The organism is Streptomyces chartreusis (assembly GCF_008704715.1).
Taxonomy (GTDB): Bacteria; Actinomycetota; Actinomycetes; order Streptomycetales; family Streptomycetaceae; genus Streptomyces; species Streptomyces chartreusis.
This window is the reverse complement of sequence record NZ_CP023689.1, coordinates 2752807-2772449: the sequence shown is the minus strand read 5'-3', so window position 1 is coordinate 2772449 and position 19643 is coordinate 2752807. Positions and strand designations below refer to the sequence as shown.

The window sequence follows — 19643 nt, the reverse complement described above, 5'->3', positions numbered from 1 at the left end:
TCGCGTCGGTGCTCGGCGTGCTGTTCGTCGTGGCGGCTGCCGTTTGGGGCGGGCTGTGGCTTGCCCGCCCCAATACGACTCGCCCCGAGGCTGTAGCTGTGGCAGCCGTGCCGATCGCGGTACCTGTGACCGTGGTGCGGATGGCGGCAGCCGCGACAGCGGTGCGGATGGCCGGATCGGCGCCCTCGCCTTCGGTCCCCCGGACCGGATCCGGCCATCCGCGGCCCTTCGCGGGCCCGGCCGGATCAGCCGGCCATCGGGCCCGCCGTCCCGGAGAGGGCGTCCAGGTCGCTCTTGCGGACCCGGATCACCAACCACGCGGTGGCCAGGGCGATGACGGCCATCGAGGCGGCCGCCACGAAGCCGGTAGAGATGCCCTGCGTGAGCACTTCGTGGCCCCAGGAGCCGGGCAGCTGGTGCGTCTTGGCGAACTCCGCCTTCTGCTCGGCCGACCCTTCCGCCATGAACTTCGGCAGTTGCTTCTCCGCCTCGTCCTTGCTGGCGGTGCCGAAGACCGTCGTCAGGATGGACAGGCCGAGCGAACCGCCCACCTGCTGCGTGGCGTTGAGAAGCCCGGACGCGGCACCGGCCTCGTGCTGGGCGACACCGGACACCGCGGTGATCGTCAGTGTCACGAAGTTCAGACCCATGCCGAAGCCGAATACGAGCATCGGACCGAGCACTCCGCCGGCATACGAGCTGTCCGCGGTGATGAGGGTCTGCCAGGCGAGCCCGATCGCCGCGAGCGCCGAGCCGGCGAGCATGAACGGCTTGGGGCCGAGCACCGGAAGGAAACGCTGCGACAGGCCGGCTCCGAGCGCGATCACGACCGTCACGGGCAGGAAGGCGAGACCGGCCTCGATCGGGCTGTACTGGAGCACGTTCTGTACGAACAGGACGATGTAGAAGAACATGCCGAACATCGCCGCGGCGAGGCTGAGCATGATCACGTACGTGCCCGAGCGGTTGCGGTCGGCGAACATCTTCAGCGGGGTGATGGGCTCCTTGGCCCGCGATTCGATGAACGCGAAGGCCAGCAGCAGGACCACCGCGGCGGCGAAGGATCCGATGGTCAGGCTGTCCCGCCAGCCCTCGTCTGCCGCACGGATGAAGCCGTAGACCAGGGAGGCCATACCGGCCGTCGAGGTCACCGCGCCCGCTATGTCGAAACGGCCGCTGTGCCGTTCGGACTCGTTGATGTACAGCGGCGCGAGCACGGCTATCACGATGCCTATGGGCACGTTGACGAAGAGCACCCAGCGCCAGTCGAGCCACTCGGTGAGCATGCCGCCCGCGAGCAGACCGATCGCTCCACCACCCGCGGATACGGCCGCGAAGACGCCGAAGGCCCGGTTGCGTTCCGGGCCCTCGGGGAATGTGGTGGTGATGAGCGCCAACGAGGTGGGCGACGCGATCGCGCCACCCATGCCCTGGAGCACACGCGCGGCCAGCAACTGCCAGGGTTCCTGGGCCAGTCCACCGAGCAGCGAGGCGAGCGTGAACAGCAGGATGCCGGTCATGAAGACCCGGCGGCGGCCCAGGATGTCACCGGCGCGGCCGCCCAGAAGCAGCAGGCCGCCGAAGGTGAGCGTGTAGGAGCTGACGACCCAGGTGAGGTCGGTCGTGCTGAACTTGAGCGCGTCTTGAATGTGCGGGAGTGCGATGTTCACAATCGTCGCGTCGAGTACCACCATGAGTTGGCAGGCCGCGATGACGGTGAGCGCGATGCCGGGATGTCCCTGCCGGCGTGCCGCACCTGGTATCTGATCTTTGATCAACTGAGAGGTTGTCACTATGGGTCCCCCACAAGTGCCTTAGTGAACGCTCGCGTTCACTGTCGCGACAACCGTAGTGAGTCCCCGGTAGTGAACGCAAGCGTTCACTCGTATTGTCGTCGCGCGGCATGTCCCCCCTAGTTGCCGCGTGGTGAGTTCCATGTCCCCGGAATCCCCGCTTCCCCTGTTTGTTGGAGACGCTCAGATGGTTACCTCGCGCTGGACGTCCGCCCCCGCTCAAGCGGCCTCCCTCCGTCGGCGCGGCGCTGTGCTCGAACGCGCGATCCTCGAAGCCGCACTGGAGCAACTCAGTACCGTCGGCTGGAACGGCCTCACCATGGAGGGCGTCGCCGCCGGTGCGCAGACGGGCAAAGCCGCCGTCTACCGTCGCTGGCCGTCCAAGGAGGACCTCGTCGCCGACGCGCTGCGGGCCGGACTGCCGAACTTCGAGTCGGCCCCCGACCTCGGCAGCGTGCGCGAGGACCTGCTGGCGCTGTGCCGGCAGGCGCGTGAGGCGATGTACTCGCGCCCCGGTTTCGCCCTGCGGTCGGTGATTCACGAATGCGACACCCTCCAGGCGGAGCGGTTTCACGGTGTGATCTTCGAGGGTGTCGTGGAGCCGACGATCGCGTTGCTGCGCGAGGCCATCACCCGTGGAATTGAGCGGGGAGAGGTGCGGGAGGACGCGGCGAACAGCTACGTCTTCGACGCCATCCCGGCGATGATGATGTACCGGTCAAAGATGTGCGGGAGCGAATGGGAAGACGGGGATCTGGAGGAGATGATCGACCAGCTCATGGTCCCGCTGCTCCGCCCGACAGCTGACTGACGCATCGCTGCACCGGTCCGGAGATCACTTCGGGGAACCAGGGTGTCGAAGCGGGTTCGGGGCGGCGTAGGCTAAGGGCGCCATGCCGTACGAACCGCCTACTCACACCGTCGAGCGCTCCCTCCGAGCCACGACCGGAGCGAAGATCATTGCCGGTGTCGACGAGGTGGGGCGCGGTGCCTGGGCCGGACCCGTCACCGTCTGCGCGGCGGTCACCGGACTGCGCCGGCCCCCCGAAGGACTCACCGACTCCAAGCTGCTCACCGTCAAGCGCCGCAATGAACTCGCCGTCGTGCTGCGGACGTGGGTGACGTCGTACGCCCTCGGGCACGCCTCTCCGGAGGAGATCGACAAGCTCGGGATGACGGCCGCGCTGCGACTGGCAGCGTGCCGCGCCCTGGAAGCCCTTCCGGTCCGCCCCGACGCCGTGATCCTCGACGGGAAGCACGACTATCTCGGGGCGCCCTGGAGGGTCCGTACGGTGATCAAGGGCGATCAGTCCTGCGTGGCGGTCGCGGCGGCCTCGGTGATCGCCAAGGTCCAGCGCGACAAAATGATGGCCGAACTGGGTATCGACCATGCAGACTTCGGTTTTGCGGACAACGCCGGGTATCCGTCGCCCGTGCACAAGGCCGCACTGGCGGAGCGGGGACCCACCCCGTACCACCGGTTGTCGTGGGCGTATCTTGATGCGCTGCCTCAGTGGCAGCACCTCAAGAAGGTGCGCACCTGGGTGGACGGAAGCGTTCCGGAGATCGAGGGTCAGCTCGGCTTCGATTTCTGACGATTCCGCTCGCACTCATGTGCCACCCACTGACGCGAGCCGTACCAGCGTTTGATAGACATCAACTCATGCCTCTCATTCCCGAGGAGCCTCAGATTCACGAGAGTGCCCAGGGTCCCCGCGCCACGCCGGCCACTGGCCGTACCGCGCCGACCCCCCGTCCCGTACCCGGCCCGCGTCCCGCGGCTCCGTCGCGTCCCGGCCGACCCGGGCCCGTGCGGCCCGCGCCGCCGGTGCAACGTGCGCCGCGTGATGTGGCCGGTGCCAAGCCCGGACCGTCGGGCCCCGCTGCTTCGGTCGCCCCCGCTCCGGCGTCGGCGACCCCGCAGATCCAATTGATCCCGGCCTCGCCCGAGGGGGCGCTCGACGCTGCCGAGGAAGCCGTCGACCTGCTGCTCGACTCGGGTCGCGCTCCCGGCGAGGTACTGGTGATCACCACCGGCGAACAGCACCCGTGGGCCACCCACGAGCTGTCCTTCGGTGACACCTCCTACTGGGCGCAGCACGACGCCGGCGACGACGTCTTCTACGCCGACGCCTCCGTCGCGAGCCGCGCCACGGCGCGCCCCGTGATCGTCGTTGCCGTCAACGGCGGTTCCGACACCGCAGCTGCCGACGTCCTGCCACTGGCTCTTGGCAAGGCCGGTGCCCTGCTGATCGTCTGCGGTGACGCGCAGCGGATCAACTCGGTGCTGGGCGCGGGCGTCTGATCCGGTTCCGGTTCGTCCGAAGGACGTTCCGCAGCACGCCGGGGGATGGAACGCCGCTGTGACGGCGTCTTCGCACGGTGGGGCCTTTGGAGTGCACGCACGAGTGGGGAACTCGTCGTGCGCAGGCCCGTGGGTTCGGGGGGCGGGTCCATGTACGACGTTGTCGTCGTGGACCGGTTTCCGAGCCGTCCTAGGCCGCGACGGTGTTCGCCGTACCGAGTTGTCGGCTGAGAGCTTCGGTACGTGTCCTCAGGGAGCGTCCGCTCCTGAGGGGCGCAGATGTCCTGTGTGCTCAGCGGGCAGCTGCGCGGTCTTCTGCGCTCAGCGAGCAGCTGCGCGACGGAGGACCTCCGAGGCCGCGCCGCCTGTGCGTGGCAGCGGGACCGGTGACTCGGACGTCGCGAAAGGCTCGGGTGACGAGTCGGCGTTGGGGCGGCGGCCGCCGCGTCCCTCGCCGAGGACCTGCCAGCCGTCATTCGTCAGCGTGATGTACGCCCCGCAGCGCAGGCCGTGCAGGGTGCAGGCGTCCCTCAGGCCCCACATCCATGCACCGTCCTCCTCCGTCCAACGGGCGTCGCCCTCGCGGCAGTAGAGCAGCACGGCGGTGCGCACCGGAGTGCGGCGCCGCAGGTCGTGCGGAATGACCCGGCGCAACTGCGAGAGCAGCGAGTTGCGGAACATCCAGCCGTCGGCGGGGGCCGCTCGGCGGGTGAACGAAGCACTCGCCCGCAGCCGTTCCTCCGCGTCGAGCACGGCGACGATCGCGGTCGCCGGCCTGGGGCGGTGCCGTGAGTGGAGACCGCTGACGATCTCGCGTGGATTGCGCAGCAGGGGAATGCCCGCAGCGGCCCACTCCGCGGGTTCGAGCATGCGGGCCAGGGAGTTGGCGGATGCGGCGGACAGGTCGGCTGACGTCGACATGGATGCCGCGGAGGACGGAGCGAATCCGAAGGTCACGGTCCTCCCTTCGGCTACGCGCCCACACTGCGGGCGAGATCGGATTCGGGGGAGCGCACGCCGCAGCAGAGCCCATCCGAATCACGGACGAGCCGCACGGGGAGCGGACTCCAATTCTTCCTGCCGAACCGGAATGCGGCAACGAGCAATTGGGGCCACCGACCGATATCTGACGGTGCGCGGGTTATATCCCTACCCAGTGCATGACTGTGAGACGCATGGGGCGACCGTACGCAACTAGGTCGTACCCATCCGGCGAGGGTGTACGCCCTGGATGCCGCGGACTTGGCGGCCATGGTTCGAGTCGGCCGCGATCACCCCTGAACGGCCAGAACCAATGGCATGACCCCCTGTGCCCCCGCGCGCCGGAGCATGCGGGCGGCGACAGCGAGAGTCCAGCCCGTCTCCGTGAAGTCGTCCACCAGCAGCACGGGGCCCGGGTTTTCGGAGAGTGCCGAAGCCAGATCACCAGGCACGTTCAACGCGCCGTCCAGCGCCTTCAGCCGCTGTGCGCTGTTGCTCCGGGAGACCGAAGAGCCCTCACCGGAGTACTCCAGGGAGCCGAGCAGCGGGAGTCGGCCGACCTCCGCGATACGCGCGCCAAGGGAGTTGATCAGCTGCGGCCGAGTGCGCGAGGCGATGGTGACCACGCCGACCGGGCGCGGTACTGCGTCCTGAGCCCCGGAAGCCCAGCCGTCGGGCCCCTTGGCCCAGTCGACCAGGACGCCCACGACTGCCTTCGCCACGTCGTCGGGCACGGGCCCGTCAGGGGCGTGGGGCGCGAACATCGGTCGTAGACGGTTGCCCCACCCGATGTCCGACAGCCGCCCCAAAGCCCTCCCCGGAGCAGCCTGTTCACCGGCAGGGATACGTCCCTTGAGGTCGACGCCGATCGCCGGGAGGCCGGTCGGCCACATGCGGCGCGGCTCCACCTCGACGCCCGCTCGGCCCAGGTCGACGCGCGCGGCGTCCAGCGCGACGGACGACATATCGGCGGTGAAGCGCGCGCCCGCGCAGTTGTCGCAGCGGCCGCAGGGCTTGGCTCCCTCGTCGTCGAGCTGACGCTGGAGGAACTCCATGCGGCAGCCCGTCGTCGAGGCGTACTCGCGCATCGCCTGCTGCTCGGCCGTGCGTTGCCGGGCGACCCAGTCGTAGCGCTCGGCCTCGTACACCCAAGGCTGCCCGGTGGCGATCCAGCCGCCCTTGACCCGGTGGACCGCGCCGTCCACGTCCAGGACCTTGAGCATGGTCTCCAGACGGGAGCGTCGCAGCTCGACGAGGGGCTCCAGGGCGGGCAGCGACAGCGGCCTGTCCGACCGGGCGAGGACATCGAGCGTGCGATGCACCAGGTCCTCCGACGGGAAGGCGAGCGAGGCGAAGTACTGCCAGATCGCCTCGTCCTCCTGTCCGGGAAGCAGGAGCACCTCGGCGTGCTCGACGCCGCGGCCGGCACGACCGACCTGCTGGTAGTAGGCGATGGGGGAGGAGGGCGAACCGAGGTGCACCACGAAGCCCAGGTCAGGCTTGTCGAAGCCCATGCCGAGCGCGGAGGTGGCGACCAGGGCCTTGACCCTGTTGGCGAGCAGGTCGTCCTCGGCCTGCTGGCGGTCGGCGTTCTCCGTCTTGCCGGTATAGGAGGCAACCGTGTGCCCGCGATGCCGCAGGAAGGCCGTGACCTCCTCGGCGGCGGCCACCGTGAGCGTGTAGATGATGCCCGAGCCAGGCAGGTCGTCGAGGTGATCGGCGAGCCAGGCCATCCGGTGCGCGGCGTCCGGTAGACGCAGGACACTCAGGCTCAGACTGTCGCGGTCCAGCGGGCCGCGCAGCACCAGGGCGTCCGACGTGCCCCCGGTGCCGAGCTGTTCGGCGACGTCGGCGGTCACGCGCGCGTTGGCGGTGGCGGTCGTCGCCAGCACGGGCACTCCGGGCGGGAGGTCGGCGAGCATGGTGCGCAGCCGTCGGTAGTCCGGACGGAAGTCATGGCCCCAGTCCGAGATGCAGTGCGCCTCGTCCACCACGAGCAGGCCGGTCGCCGAGGCCAGCTTGGGCAGTACCTGGTCGCGGAAGTCGGGGTTGTTGAGGCGTTCCGGCGAGACGAGCAGCACGTCGACTTCACCAGCGGCGATCTCGCTCTGGATCGTGTCCCACTCCTCGGTGTTGGAGGAGTTGATGGTGCGTGCGTGGATGCCGGCCCGGGCGGCCGCGTCGACCTGGTTGCGCATGAGGGCGAGCAGCGGGGAAACGATCACGGTGGGCCCGCTGCCCTGGGACCGCAACAGGGACGTGGCCACGAAATAGACCGCGGACTTGCCCCACCCCGTCCGCTGGACCACGAGCGCGCGGCGTCTGTCGGCGACCAGTGCCTCGATCGCTCGCCACTGGTCCTCGCGCAGCCGGGCCGTGCCGGTGTCATCCCCGACGAGGCGGGCGAGGACCGCGTCGGCGGCCGTCCGCAGATCCGCGTTGCTCGTGTGTTCCATGGGTTCCATACAACAGGACGGGACTGACATCCGGGGTCGGACGGGTCAGGCATCCGAGGTCGGAGATCCAGTGTTGTCGTGTCCCTGGTCGGAGTTATCCACAGGGCAAAGCGGAGTCTCAAGATCCGCGAGATGGTCTCCGCATGACGAACCACAGCGAAGCCACCGGATCCCACGAAAACGACGGCACCACCGGCCAGGAGCAGCCTCTCGCCCCTCGGGCAACTGACCCGAACGAGGCGCGTGACATGCGCGGCGGGCACGGCGAGAGTCCAGGAACTGCGCGACGCGAGAACCCGCTCGACTGCACTGAGTACAAAGGCCGGCTGCCCGAGCACCAGGTCACCTTGCGCACCCCGGCGGAGCTGGCCGACGCCCTGCCGTACCTCCTCGGCTACCGCCCCGAGGACAGCATGGTGCTCGCCGCTCTGCACGACAGGGACGGCCGAGGTCGGTTCGGTGGCCGCGCACGGCTCGGCATCCCCGCGAGCGCGGACGACTGGGACGCCGCGGCCACACAGCTGGCCCACGGCCTGGTGACGGGCAGCGAGCGCAGGGGCGCCCGACCGGAACAGATCGTTGCCTTCCTCTGCCAGGAACCGGCCCAGGGCGAGACGGGCCGGCAGGTCATGGAACGTCTGCGGCCGCTGTCCCAGAAGATGCGCCTCGCGTGCGGCGGCCTGGACGTGCCGGTGGTCGAGGCCCTGTGCATCTCGGACGGCCGCTACTGGTCCTACTGCTGCGACCGGACCGAGTGCTGTCCGGCCGAGGGCCGACCGATGGGCCTGCCCGGTACGTCGGTGCTGGCGGCTGCGGCCGCATACGCCGGAGTGCAGGTCCGCGGCACACTGAGCGAGCTGCGGGCGAGGCTGCTGCCCTGGGAGACCACGGCAGCCCTGGAGCAGGAGATCGCCCTGGACCGGGGCGCGATGGCACTGGTCCCCAGGATCCTTGACGGCGAGCAACGCGCAGGCGTGGCGGAGGAGACGCTGGAACTCGCCGAGCTGCTTCGGAACCGGTTCGCGGCGGCCCCGGCCGTGCCGGGAACGCTCACCGCGGATCTCCGTGACGACGAACTGCTCGATCACGAAGAGGCCGCGAGGCTCATTCTGGGTCTGCAGGACCGTGCGACGCGCGACCGCGTGGCCGAGTGGATGGAGGGCGACGAGGCCCCACCGGCCCTGCGGCTCTGGCGCGCACTGGCCCGACGCTGCGTCGGGCCGTACCGGGAGCATGGTGCGGCGCCCCTCACTCTTGCCGGTTGGGTCGCCTGGTCCACCGGCGATGAGGTGGAGGCCCGCGAGGCCTTTGCCATGGCACTGGGCGCTGACTCCGACTATCTCTTCGCTCGTCTGCTGCACCAGGCCTGCAACGAAGGGCTGGACCCCGAGTCGATTCGCCGCTGCCTACGCACTGAGCGCGCGGGGCGTGACGGGGCGGCCGAGGCGGGGCAGCAGGATGTGCTCGGGGATGGCGAGGAGCCGGCTGATGGCTCGAAGTGGGGCGAGGCGGTGAAGCACGCGTCGACGTCCGATGTGGGGGATCGTCGCAGGTCCCGGCATTCCATGCGTTCGGCCGGAGGTCTCTCCCGCGTCGCGAGGTCGGTCGTGCGAAAGCGAGCGGCGAGTGCTTCGCGTGCGCGTACGGCGGCAGGGTCGCATCCGAGCGCTGCGCGGCCTCGCGGCAACGCGTCGGAAGTATCGAAGGACGCGGGGTCGCGTACGGCGAAGGGCGCCAGTCCGCGTTCAGGGAGTGACTCTGCAACGCGGGCAGGGAAGACCACTGCCCCACGCACGGCTCGGCACTCTGCGCCGAGCGAGGTGAAGGGCTCAGCTCCGCGCATCCCGAAGCAGCCAGTCGTACGCCAGAGCGAGGTCGGCCCTGACGGCACGAGTCCCAAGAACACCGGTGTCGAGGGGGAGGCGTGAACCGGCGTGGACCGAGCACTGAGGAGCACTGTCGAGCTGAACGAGATTCCGACGCGCCGGGGTTACCCCGTGCTGGGCGTGACCTGGAGGGATCCCTCCCCGTTCACCTGAGTGGCGGAACGCCTGGACCGGCCGTGCCGCCGAACCGCCCCTGTCACTCCGGATCCCCCGGTCGGCGCCGCATTCGCCCGCGGTGCGATGAGCGCAGAGGAAGCCGCACCATGCCACAGCCGATTCCGACTTCGCCGGCCGCCGATGACCGTTCGACAGCCGGCGGGCCGGTGCCTTCCCAACGGCAGGACACCGGTCCGCCTCGCGGCGGGAGCGCTGGGCTGCAGCACACGCTCAGGGTTCCGAGCGACACTCCTCGGACCGTCCAGCCGGCCGGCCTTGGATCACCCTGGCCGACCTCCACCGAGTGGCCGTCCGCGACCGCCAAGAGCTGGGCCCCTCCACCGCAGACGGACCAGCGACAACACACCAGGCTCCCGCAACAGCCGACCAGGCCACACAGTCCGACAGGGCCAACGAACCCGACCCCGACACCGTCACCCCACACCGGCCCCGCACGTACCTCGGCCGCCTTACCTCCCACGCACAACGCCCTGATCTGCGTGGCCCTCCCAGGCCTCGCGATCTCCACGGATCAGGGCCAGTTGACCGGCCAAGGCCTCGACGGCTTCTACCGCGCGGGCCGACGCGTGCTCTCCCGCTGCCAGCTCCGTGTGGCCGGACGTGAACCGCTCGCGGTGCAGGCCTGGATGACCACAGCCGACTGCGTCCGCTTCGTGGGCACCCTGCGTACGTCCCCGCACGCCGGCCCCGACCCGGACGTCGTCGTAGAGCGAACCCGTCACGCGAACGGCATGGAGCGAATCACCTTGCGCAGTGCGGCAGTTCGCCCGCTTCGGCTGCCGGTCGAAGTCGCGCTGGCCACCGACCTGGCCGACCTCGGTTCCATCGCATGCGGCAACGCAGGACCCGAACTCCCCGCCACCGTCCACGACTCCGGCCTGCGATGGTCGTCCGACAGGGGAAGCTCGACGGTCACGGCCGATCCGCCACCGACCGATGCGCTGGCCTCGGCAGGACTGTTGCGCTGGGAGTTCGAGCTGCCGCCGGGAGGTGTCGCGTACATCGAGATGAGGGTGCGGTCGGACGGAGCCGGACCCATGCGTGCGGTAGGCCGGGCGGCGACCAGCCCGCTGCCTCCGGCCCGCGCCGCCGGCGACGATCCCAGGGTCGAGGCGCTGCTACGAACGAGCATCGACGACCTCCAAGGCCTCCTCCTACGCGACCCTACCTACCCCTCCGACACCCACCTTGCCGCCGGCGCACCCTGGCGCTGCGGCATGGCGCCGGCCGATGCCCTCGCCGCCGCCCGGATGACCCTGCCCCTGGGCACCCGTCTCGCCGTGGGCACGCTGCGCACCCTCGCTCGCACTCAACTCCGGGACAAGGGGCCACAGTCCGGCATGATCCCCGGACCGAGACGTGACGCCGGCACGCATCTGCCGCCGGGTTGCACGGGCACCGAGGCCACACTGCTCTTCCCCGCGCTGCTCGCGGAGGCCCGACGCTGGGGGCTGCCAGAGCCAGAGGTCGAGGAACTCCTGCCGGCGGCCGAGCGCTGCCTGAGCTGGCTGCGGACCACCGTCGGCGACGGCGCGTACCTGCCGGACCCGCACCCCGGCGGCCCCGTCCGCTGCGAGACCCAGGCTCACGCCCACCGTGCGGCACTGCTCGGCGCAGACCTGCTGGACACCTGCGGCAGATCTGGCGGTGACGAGCTGCGCCACTGGGCCGGGGAGCTCCGGGCAGCGTTCCGGACCGACTTCTGGATCGACGACCTGGGCGGCGGCAGGCCCGCTGCCGCCCGGACCCCGGACGGACGCCCGGTGCCGCATCTGGGTGCGGCCGCCGCTCACCTCCTCGACACCGGCCTGCTGGGCGGGGGAGAACTGGCACCCGGACTGCTCGACAAGGTGCAGACCGAGCAGCTCGCCCGGCTACTCGGAGCCCCGGCCATGGACTCGGGCTGGGGATTGCGTGGGCTGAGCGCGAAGGAGGCGGGGTACAACCCGTTCGGTCATCGCAGCGGTGCCGTGAGGGTGCATGAGACGGCCGTCGCCGTGGCCGGTCTCGCCGCAGCCGACTACGAGAAGGAGGCCAGCGCACTGCTGCATGGCGTGCTGGCGGCCGCAGAGGCCTTCGGCCACCGGCTCCCGGACATGTACGCGGGGGAGGCACGCACCGAAGGAAGCGCTCCCCTCCCGCATCCGGCGGCCTGCCGCCCGGCGGCCACGTCCGCGGCAGCCGGGGTGCTGCTCCTCACCACGCTCGCCGGCATACGCCCGGACGCCCCGGCCGGGACGGTCACACTGCGGCCCGTGCGAGGTGCGCCGCTGGGCGAGATCGTTCTGACCGGCCTTCGGGTCGCCGGAGCCCCCTTCTCGGTACGGGTCAGCCGACTCGGTCTCGCCATGGTCGAGGAGGCGGCCGACGGGTTGCAGTTGCGAGCATGACCACGCACAGCGCCTGAGGCGACCGCGCGCCTCGCCCGTCACGACCTCGTGCCTCGCCCGTCACGACCTCGCACCTCACCCGACGCGGCCTCGCACGACGCATGGCGAGCGAAGCGACCTCATTCGACACCGACCGCGGCCGCGTACGCCGGGCAACCTCAGACCTCACTCGCCGCACACACATGACCCCACCGACCGCATGCCGCGGCCGTGCACGACGGGACGAGCCACGTCAGAGGCCGGTACGCCGCATGCCGGGCCGAATTGGATCAACAGTCGATGGGCTCGACGAAGGGAGTGTTTATCGTCAGGCAGACGACTATGATCGCCGCATGCCCTACGACCCGTCAGCCTTCCCGCCCTTTGCCGTAACCGTGGACCTGGTCGTGCTGACCGTGCGCCGCCATGCCCTGTGCGCGCTGGCGGTGCGCAGGGGCGAACCGCCGTTCCAGGGGCGCTGGGCACTGCCGGGTGGGTTCGTGCGGGCGGACGAGGACCTGGCGCAGGCCGCCGCGCGCGAGTTGGCCGAGGAGACCGGGCTGCGGGCGCACGAACCCGCTGCCCCCGTGCAGGACAACGGCGCTCACCTCGAGCAGCTGGCGACCTACGGTGACCCCAAGCGGGATCCGCGGATGCGGGTGGTGAGCGTTGCCCACCTGGCGCTGGCCCCGGATCTGCCGGCGCCGCGCGCGGGCGGGGACGCGAGCAACGCCCGGTGGGCCCCGGTCGACGAACTGTTGCAGCAGGGCGGATACGGACGGGACGGCGAACCGGTCGCGCCGCTCGCCTTCGACCACGCGCAGATCCTGGCCGACGGTGTGGAGAGGGCACGCTCCAAGATCGAGTACTCGTCGTTGGCCACGGCGTTCTGCCCGACCGAGTTCACGGTCGGAGAGCTGCGTCGGGTCTACGAGGCGGTGTGGGGTGTGGCGCTCGACCCGCGCAACTTTCACCGCAAGGTGACCGGTACGCCCGGCTTCCTCGTGCCCACCGGTGGAACCACCACCCGCCAGGGAGGCAGGCCCGCCCAGCTCTTCCGGGCCGGTGGTGCGACCCTGCTCAACCCGCCGATGCTGCGCCCCGAAGTCTGACGCGCGAGGCGAAGGCGCGACGCCGGTCCGGAGGCGGTCCGACGCAGCCCGACCGAGAGCCGGGCGAACGAGCGGCCGTGCAGATGGCTGACCGGGCGGAATACCGTCGGGCGAGAGGGCCTTGCCCTACCGGAAAAAACGGACATAGCGCGCTATCTTGCTGCGGGTGATCCAGGCGATCGGACTGACCAGCAACCCTCGCAAGGAGTTTCCCCCCGCCCTCGACGACGTGTCCTTCGAGGCTCAGGCGGGCTGTGTCACCGCGCTGCTCGGAGGGGCGGGAGCGGGCAAGACCACAGCGCTCAGACTCATGCTCGAACTCCAACAGGGCCGTGGAGTCACCTTCTTCAGAGGCCGCCCCCTGCATCGCATGGCGCATCCGTCGCGCGAGGTCGGTGTGCTTCTGGGCGACGTTCCCGGGCATCCGGCGCGCTCGGTGCGCGGTCATCTGCGCATGCTGTGCGCCGCGGCGGGCGTACCGGCCCGGCGTGCCGACGAGGTTCTGGAGGTGGTCGGCCTCGTCAGCCTGCGCGACGAACGCCTCGGCACCCTCTCGCGCGGCATGGACCGCCGCCTCGGCCTGGCCTGCACCCTTCTCGCCGACCCGCACACGCTCGTGCTCGACGACCCCGCGGAAGGGCTCACCACCCGCGAGCGCCGCTGGCTGCACGGCGCGCTGCACGCACACGCGGCCCAGGGCGGAACGGTCCTGCTGACCACGGCCGACGCCAAGGAAGCCGCGCGCACCGCAGACCGTGTCGTCACGTTGGAGCGAGGCAGGCTCGTCGCCGACCAGGACGCCGCCGAGTTCGCACGCACCAGGCTGCGTCCTCGCGTCGCCGTGCGCACCCCGCACGCCTCGCGGCTGGCCACCCTGCTCGGCAAGCAGGCGCGTACCGCCCACCGTTCCGTCGAGGTCGTCCGTGAGAGCGGCAACCGTCTCTCGGTGTACGGCAGTAGCTGCGCCGACGTCGGCGAGATCGCGTTCCGCAACGGCATCCTCGTACACCAACTCGCCGACGAGATCGGGGACATGGGGCCGGGGCCTGACATGGATCCCGACGGGATCGAGTCGCGAGTCGACGAGGAGTCGCGGTCGGCCTACGGGGATGCCGCGCCGACCAAGGCCGATGCCGGAGTCAGCAGTCGGCGGCGCAGGGGCTCAGCGCCGAGGCGGGGTGAGAGGCGGACCCCGGCCGGGGATCTCGCGTCTGCCCCCGAGAGGTCGCAGGCGCCGGACGAAGGGCAGGACGGGGTCGAGGCCCACGAGACCTCGCAAGGGACCGGGGACGAGCCTTCGGGGCGGGACGACGGCTCACGCGCCTCCGACCACCCCGCCCATGATCTGCCCGATCTCCCGCCCCCCATCTCCGTCCGCCCCGCCCCCAGCCCCCTCCGCCCCCTCCGTTACGAACTCCGTCGCGCACTCGGCGTCGGCACAGGGTTCGTCACCGCGGGTGTCGTGCTCGTGGTGTCCGCGCTCACCGCCGTGGTGCTCGCCCGCATCGGGCACACGCCGCATGCGCGCCTGCTGGCAGCGTGGCCGCGCGAGCTGCCGCTGCCGCCCGCGGCGCTCGGTGCGGGGCTGCTCGGGGCGATCGCGTTCGGTGACGAGTTCCGCCACCCCGCCCTGGCAGCGGATCGCGGCACCGTGCCCCGTCGGCTGGGGCTGCTGGCTGCGAAACTCCTCGTCGCCTCGGCCACCGCCCTGGTGCTGGCCGTCCTCACCGTGGGCTGCAACATCGAGGTGCTCTATCTCGTCTACGGACGGGAGCTCGCGGAAGTTCCCGCGGACTGGCTTTCGCTGAGCGCGAGTTGGATCGGACTCGTCGTCGGCTGTTCCTGGGCCGGGGTGCTCGCCGCCGGCCTTTTCCGGTCGACCACGGCCGGGCTCGCCGCGGTGGTCACCGTGCCCATTGTCGTCGTACCCCTCGTACAAAAGGTCTTGGAGGGACCATCTGTGCGAACGGCGGCTGGATTTCCGCTGCGGCTGCGGGAGGTGCTCCTGTCGCAGTGGCCGTTCGGAGGAGAGCGGTATCTCGCGGCGGTCGCGCGGGTCGTAAGTCAACCCGTGGGTGGCGCAATGACGTTGTCGCTGGCCGCTCTGCTCTGCGCCTATCTGTTCACGACCCTGAGGAGCAGGGTCCGATGACGACCGTCCGTGGCGTTCCCCGACCTGTCGTGCTCGCAACTCCCCGGGGAAAGCCCATTTCTTTCCGATAAGGCGTCAATTGCGACGGGGTGAGCGATCACCCTTTCGTGTGCTTTTCACCAAAGACCTCAAGGGAGTTGAGGAGACCGCCGACAAAGGAACCGTGAGTACCCTTGCGCACACCATGATGACCGCCGCCCGCGCCGCCGACTCCGGTCTTGCCGGCCCGGGCGATCTCGACCGCTACCCCTACGCCGAGGCCTCCGTCGCCGACCGCGTCGGAGTCCCCGCCTGGGACAGCGCTGAGCCGGAACTGGGCCGTGTCGGCCGACGCGCCGCGGGCAGCCGCGGACGCGGGCTGCACGGCCAACTCGTCCAACAGCTCGGCCAGATGATCGTCTCCGGAGACCTGGGCGCCGACCGCCCGCTGGTCCCGGAGGAGATCGGCCAGCGTTTCGAGGTCTCCCGCACCGTCGTCCGCGAGTCGCTGCGCGTACTGGAGGCCAAGGGCCTGGTCAGCGCGCGCCCGAACGTCGGCACGCGCGTGCGCCCCGTCAGTGACTGGAACCTCCTCGACCCGGACATCATCGAGTGGCGGGCCTTCGGACCGCAGCGCGACGACCAGCGCCGGGAGCTGAGCGAGCTGCGCTGGACGATCGAGCCGCTCGCCGCCCGCCTCGCCGCCGGGCACGGGCGCGACGACGTTCAGCAGCGGCTCGCCGACATGGTCGAGATCATGAGCCATGCGATGGGGCAGGGTGACGTCCTCACCTTCTCCCGCGCCGACACCGAGTTCCACTCGCTGCTCATCCAGGTCGCCGGCAACCGCATGCTGGAGCACCTCTCCGGGATCGTCTCGGCCGCCCTCCAGGTCTCCGGCGGCCCCGTGACCGGCTGTGACCGGCCGAACGAGACCTCGCTGACACTGCACAGCAGGATCGTCGACGCCCTCGCCACCGGCGACGGGGCGGCGGCCGAGAACGCCATGCGTCAGCTGCTCACGGTCCATCCCGAGGTGGAGCGCGTGGTGCCCGCACCCCGCGAGCACTGACCGCGCGCCAGGGTGACGCGGCCAGGGGCGCCTCCCCCTCCTGTGGCGCTCCCGGTCTGCGCAGCCCCCTCCCGTCGGACCCGCAGGATCCCGCGCGGATCCTGCGGGTCCGACGGTGCGAGGGGCGGTGGAAACGCCGTACAGTGCTTGGTCGAAGCAGCTGGCGACCGGTTCTGTCCGTGTCTGCATGCTTTTGATCGGTTACGGGATGTGACTCGGGCCACGCAGATTGGGCGTAACACTCGGGGAAACAGCGCGATGACCTAAGAGGTGACAGCCGCGGAGGGAATACGGACGCCGTTTCAGGCGCTGTGAATCTTCCCGGCCCCCGCCCGCACCGTCGGTCCAATCCCCAGGCCGGTGGTCGGCTCCTGTCCGTAGTGGACGGGGCCGGAAGCCGTTTTCCAACGTTCCGAGAGGTTGTTCGTGTCGGCCAGCACATCCCGTACGCTCCCGCCGGAGATCGCCGAGTCCGTCTCTGTCATGGCTCTTATCGAGCGGGGAAAGGCTGAGGGGCAGATCGCCGGCGACGATGTGCGTCGGGCCTTCGAAGCCGACCAGATTCCGGCCACTCAGTGGAAGAACGTACTGCGCAGCCTCAACCAGATCCTCGAGGAAGAGGGTGTGACGCTGATGGTCAGTGCCGCGGAGCCCAAGCGCACCCGAAAGAGCGTCGCAGCGAAGAGTCCGGCCAAGCGCACCGCCACCAAGACGGTCGCGGCCAAGACGGTGACCGCCAAGAAGGCCACCGCCACCGCCACGCCCGCGGCGCCCACCGCCGAACCCGCCGTCGAGGACGAGGCCCCCGCGAAGAAGGCCGCCGCCAAGAAGACGACCGCCAAGAAGACTGCGGCGAAGAAGACGACGGCAGCCAAGAAGACCGCTGCCAAGAAGACGACCGCCAAGAAGGACGACGCCGAGCTTCCCGAGGACGAGGGTCTCGAAGAGGCGGCGCCCGGCGGCAAGGCCGGCGACGAGCCCGAGGGTGCCGAGAGCGCCGGTTTCGTGCTCTCCGACGAGGACGAGGACGACGCGCCCGCGCAGCAGGTCGCCGCCGCCGGTGCCACCGCCGACCCGGTCAAGGACTACCTCAAGCAGATCGGTAAGGTCCCGCTGCTCAACGCCGAGCAGGAGGTCGAACTCGCCAAGCGCATCGAGGCCGGTCTGTTCGCCGAGGACAAGCTCGCCAACGCCGACAAGCTCGCCCCGAAGCTGAAGCGCGAGCTGGAGATCATCGCCGAGGACGGCCGCCGCGCCAAGAACCACCTGCTGGAGGCCAACCTCCGCCTCGTGGTCTCCCTGGCCAAGCGCTACACCGGCCGCGGCATGCTCTTCCTGGACCTCATCCAGGAGGGCAACCTCGGTCTGATCCGCGCGGTCGAGAAGTTCGACTACACCAAGGGCTACAAGTTCTCCACGTACGCCACCTGGTGGATCCGTCAGGCGATCACCCGCGCCATGGCCGACCAGGCCCGCACCATCCGTATCCCGGTGCACATGGTCGAGGTCATCAACAAGCTCGCCCGCGTGCAGCGCCAGATGCTCCAGGACCTGGGCCGCGAGCCCACCCCGGAGGAGCTGGCCAAGGAACTCGACATGACCCCCGAGAAGGTCATCGAGGTCCAGAAGTACGGCCGCGAGCCCATCTCCCTGCACACCCCGCTGGGCGAGGACGGCGACAGCGAGTTCGGTGACCTCATCGAGGACTCCGAGGCCGTCGTCCCGGCCGACGCCGTCAGCTTCACGCTCCTCCAGGAGCAGCTGCACTCGGTCCTCGACACCCTGTCCGAGCGCGAGGCGGGCGTGGTCTCCATGCGCTTCGGCCTCACCGACGGTCAGCCGAAGACCCTCGACGAGATCGGCAAGGTCTACGGCGTGACGCGTGAGCGCATCCGCCAGATCGAGTCGAAGACCATGTCGAAGCTGCGCCACCCGTCGCGCTCGCAGGTGCTGCGCGACTACCTCGACTAAGTCGCACACGCACCACGCGTTTCACGACGCGAAAGGCCCGGTCCCCGAGTGGGGCCGGGCCTTTGCGTTTGCCCGCGGGTGCGGGGTGCGGCGGGCTGACTCACTCTGGGTTTCCCATGACCACCCGAGAGTGAGGAGCGCCATGCGTCGTCCCTTTGCCCGGGCGCTGGCCCGGCCGCTGGTTATGGCGGCAGTGGCGACCGCCGTACCGCTGGCGACCGCAGCCCCCGCGGCCGCCGACAGCGTCGTCGTAGGTGGGTTCCCGGTCGATGTGTCCGACAGCCCCTGGACCGTGGCGCTGTCCAGCCGTGACCGGTTCGGGGGTACGCGGGCCGGTCAGTTCTGCGTAGGTGTGGCGGTCGGCCGGACCACCGTGCTGACCGCGGCCCACTGCCTGAGCGAGGGGGTCCTCGGGTCGGCGCCGGAACAGGTGCGCGACTTCAAGGTCATCACCGGTCGCTCGGACCTGCTGTCGGGCTCGGGGCACGAGATTCCCGTCCGGGGCGCCTGGGTGAACCCTGACTACGACGAGGACAGCAACAGCGGCGACTTCGCCGTGGTGAGTCTGTCGCAGGCCCTTCCCGCCAGTGCGGTGATCGGGATGGCCGGTCCCGGCGACCCTGCCTATGTGCCGGGGACGCCAGCGCTGGTCTACGGGTGGGGGGACGTCACGGGCGCGGGCGACTATCCGCGGGGGCTGCGGGCGGCGCGGGTGCACGTGCTGCCCGACGCGCTGTGCAGCCAGGCGTATCCGGGCGGTGGTGACGGCAGGTACATGGCCGGCAGCATGCTCTGCGCGGGGGAGCGGACGGGTGGCAGGGACGCCTGCCAGGGGGACAGCGGAGGGCCGCTGGTCGCCCAGGGGAAGCTGATCGGGCTCGTGTCCTGGGGGAACGGGTGCGGCCGTGCGGGCAGCCCCGGCGTCTACACGCGGGTGTCCGACATCGTGCGGGCCATGGGCTCGCGGGCCGGGGCGCAGGAGTCCGCGGCGGGCGGCTGAGGCCTCGCGGGGATACGAGCGGGATATGAGCGCGGGCGGCCGTCCCTGATGTCAGGGGCGGCCGCCCGTCGACCGGCCTGTGCCGGAAGCTGGCTCGTCGTTTGTTGCGAGGTGTCAGCGCTCTTCTTCGGACGCCGATGCGGGAACGGACGTAAGCCGCTCCGTCTCGTCCTGTATCTCAGCGGCGATCTTCTTGAGTTCCGGCTCGAACTTGCGACCGTGGTGGGCGCAGAAGAGCAGCTCTCCGCCGCTGAGCAGGACGACGCGCACGTACGCCTGGGCGCCGCAACGGTCGCAGCGGTCAGCGGCCGTCAGCGGGCTCGCGGGGGTCAGAACAGTAGTCACGTCGCCTCTTCTCTAGCTCGACGAGCTGTCGTACCAGGGTCAACA

The 19643-nt window shown here is 70.3% G+C and carries 14 protein-coding genes; 10 read left to right on the top strand and 4 right to left on the bottom strand.

Going from position 1 to position 19643, the window contains the following annotated elements; genetic code table 11:
* Window positions 1–245: 245 nt before the first annotated feature.
* On the bottom strand, window positions 246–1793 hold the full coding sequence (locus tag CP983_RS11510; RefSeq protein WP_125527926.1) for an MFS transporter: 1548 nt from the start codon (window positions 1791–1793) through the stop codon (window positions 246–248).
* A 187-nt stretch (window positions 1794–1980) separates the two neighbouring features.
* Here CP983_RS11510 and CP983_RS11500 point away from each other — a divergent pair, with 187 nt between their 5' ends.
* The 3 genes from CP983_RS11500 to CP983_RS11490 all read left to right on the top strand — a co-directional run bounded on the left by CP983_RS11500 (window position 1981) and on the right by CP983_RS11490 (window position 4098).
* Window positions 1981–2604: a TetR/AcrR family transcriptional regulator gene (locus tag CP983_RS11500; protein WP_150499534.1), complete on the top strand. Its 624-nt coding sequence runs from the start codon at window positions 1981–1983 to the stop codon at window positions 2602–2604.
* Window positions 2605–2686: 82 nt separating this feature from the next.
* A complete protein-coding gene (locus CP983_RS11495) occupies window positions 2687–3388 on the top strand; it encodes a ribonuclease HII (RefSeq protein ID WP_150499533.1) in 702 nt (233 codons plus the stop codon).
* Window positions 3389–3456: 68 nt separating this feature from the next.
* Window positions 3457–4098 carry a hypothetical protein gene (locus CP983_RS11490; protein WP_150499532.1) on the top strand — a complete coding sequence of 214 codons (642 nt, stop codon included), beginning with the start codon at window positions 3457–3459 and terminating at the stop codon, window positions 4096–4098.
* Window positions 4099–4419: 321 nt separating this feature from the next.
* On the opposite strand, the gene CP983_RS11485 is transcribed toward CP983_RS11490, so the two are convergent.
* Together CP983_RS11485 and CP983_RS11480 are read right to left on the bottom strand one after the other, a co-directional pair.
* Entirely contained in the window at window positions 4420–5055 is a 636-nt protein-coding gene (locus CP983_RS11485; RefSeq protein WP_125527928.1) for a hypothetical protein, read from the bottom strand.
* Window positions 5056–5369: 314 nt separating this feature from the next.
* A complete protein-coding gene (locus CP983_RS11480) occupies window positions 5370–7535 on the bottom strand; it encodes a RecQ family ATP-dependent DNA helicase (protein WP_150499531.1) in 2166 nt (721 codons plus the stop codon).
* Between the two features lie 143 nt (window positions 7536–7678).
* On the opposite strand from CP983_RS11480, the gene CP983_RS11475 reads away from it, so the two are divergent.
* The 7 genes from CP983_RS11475 (at window position 7679) to CP983_RS11445 (ending at window position 19253) form a co-directional block, all read left to right on the top strand.
* The gene (locus CP983_RS11475) at window positions 7679–9463 is read left to right on the top strand and encodes a DUF4192 domain-containing protein (RefSeq protein WP_150499530.1); all 1785 of its coding nucleotides are present in this window, start codon (window positions 7679–7681) and stop codon (window positions 9461–9463) included.
* A gap of 614 nt (window positions 9464–10077) precedes the next feature.
* A complete protein-coding gene (locus CP983_RS11470) occupies window positions 10078–11988 on the top strand; it encodes a glycogen debranching N-terminal domain-containing protein (RefSeq protein WP_229914694.1) in 1911 nt (636 codons plus the stop codon).
* A gap of 332 nt (window positions 11989–12320) precedes the next feature.
* Window positions 12321–13079 (top strand): NUDIX hydrolase, encoded by a 759-nt coding sequence (locus CP983_RS11465; RefSeq protein WP_030950575.1) that lies wholly within the window; start codon window positions 12321–12323, stop codon window positions 13077–13079.
* 166 nt (window positions 13080–13245) lie between these two features.
* Window positions 13246–15231: an ABC transporter ATP-binding protein gene (locus tag CP983_RS11460; RefSeq protein ID WP_150499529.1), complete on the top strand. Its 1986-nt coding sequence runs from the start codon at window positions 13246–13248 to the stop codon at window positions 15229–15231.
* 163 nt (window positions 15232–15394) lie between these two features.
* The gene (locus tag CP983_RS11455; RefSeq protein WP_107907478.1) at window positions 15395–16282 is read left to right on the top strand and encodes a FadR/GntR family transcriptional regulator; all 888 of its coding nucleotides are present in this window, start codon (window positions 15395–15397) and stop codon (window positions 16280–16282) included.
* Window positions 16283–16708: 426 nt separating this feature from the next.
* Window positions 16709–18253 (top strand): RNA polymerase sigma factor, encoded by a 1545-nt coding sequence (locus CP983_RS11450; protein ID WP_107908333.1) that lies wholly within the window; start codon window positions 16709–16711, stop codon window positions 18251–18253.
* A gap of 142 nt (window positions 18254–18395) precedes the next feature.
* A complete protein-coding gene (locus CP983_RS11445; protein WP_150499528.1) occupies window positions 18396–19253 on the top strand; it encodes a serine protease in 858 nt (285 codons plus the stop codon).
* A gap of 114 nt (window positions 19254–19367) precedes the next feature.
* On the opposite strand, the gene CP983_RS11440 is transcribed toward CP983_RS11445, so the two are convergent.
* The gene (locus CP983_RS11440) at window positions 19368–19598 is read right to left on the bottom strand and encodes a DUF7455 domain-containing protein (protein WP_030945102.1); all 231 of its coding nucleotides are present in this window, start codon (window positions 19596–19598) and stop codon (window positions 19368–19370) included.
* Window positions 19599–19643 lie beyond the last annotated feature (45 nt).

Coding starts and splice junctions, on each gene's coding strand:
- CP983_RS11465 (WP_030950575.1), top strand. CDS start 12,321: ATGCCCTACGACCCGTCAGCCTTCCCGCCCTTTGCCGTAACCGTGGAC.
- CP983_RS11445 (WP_150499528.1), top strand. CDS start 18,396: ATGCGTCGTCCCTTTGCCCGGGCGCTGGCCCGGCCGCTGGTTATGGCG.
- CP983_RS11500 (WP_150499534.1), top strand. CDS start 1,981: ATGGTTACCTCGCGCTGGACGTCCGCCCCCGCTCAAGCGGCCTCCCTC.
- CP983_RS11495 (WP_150499533.1), top strand. CDS start 2,687: ATGCCGTACGAACCGCCTACTCACACCGTCGAGCGCTCCCTCCGAGCC.
- CP983_RS11475 (WP_150499530.1), top strand. CDS start 7,679: ATGACGAACCACAGCGAAGCCACCGGATCCCACGAAAACGACGGCACC.
- CP983_RS11490 (WP_150499532.1), top strand. CDS start 3,457: ATGCCTCTCATTCCCGAGGAGCCTCAGATTCACGAGAGTGCCCAGGGT.
- CP983_RS11480 (WP_150499531.1), bottom strand. CDS start 7,535: ATGGAACACACGAGCAACGCGGATCTGCGGACGGCCGCCGACGCGGTC.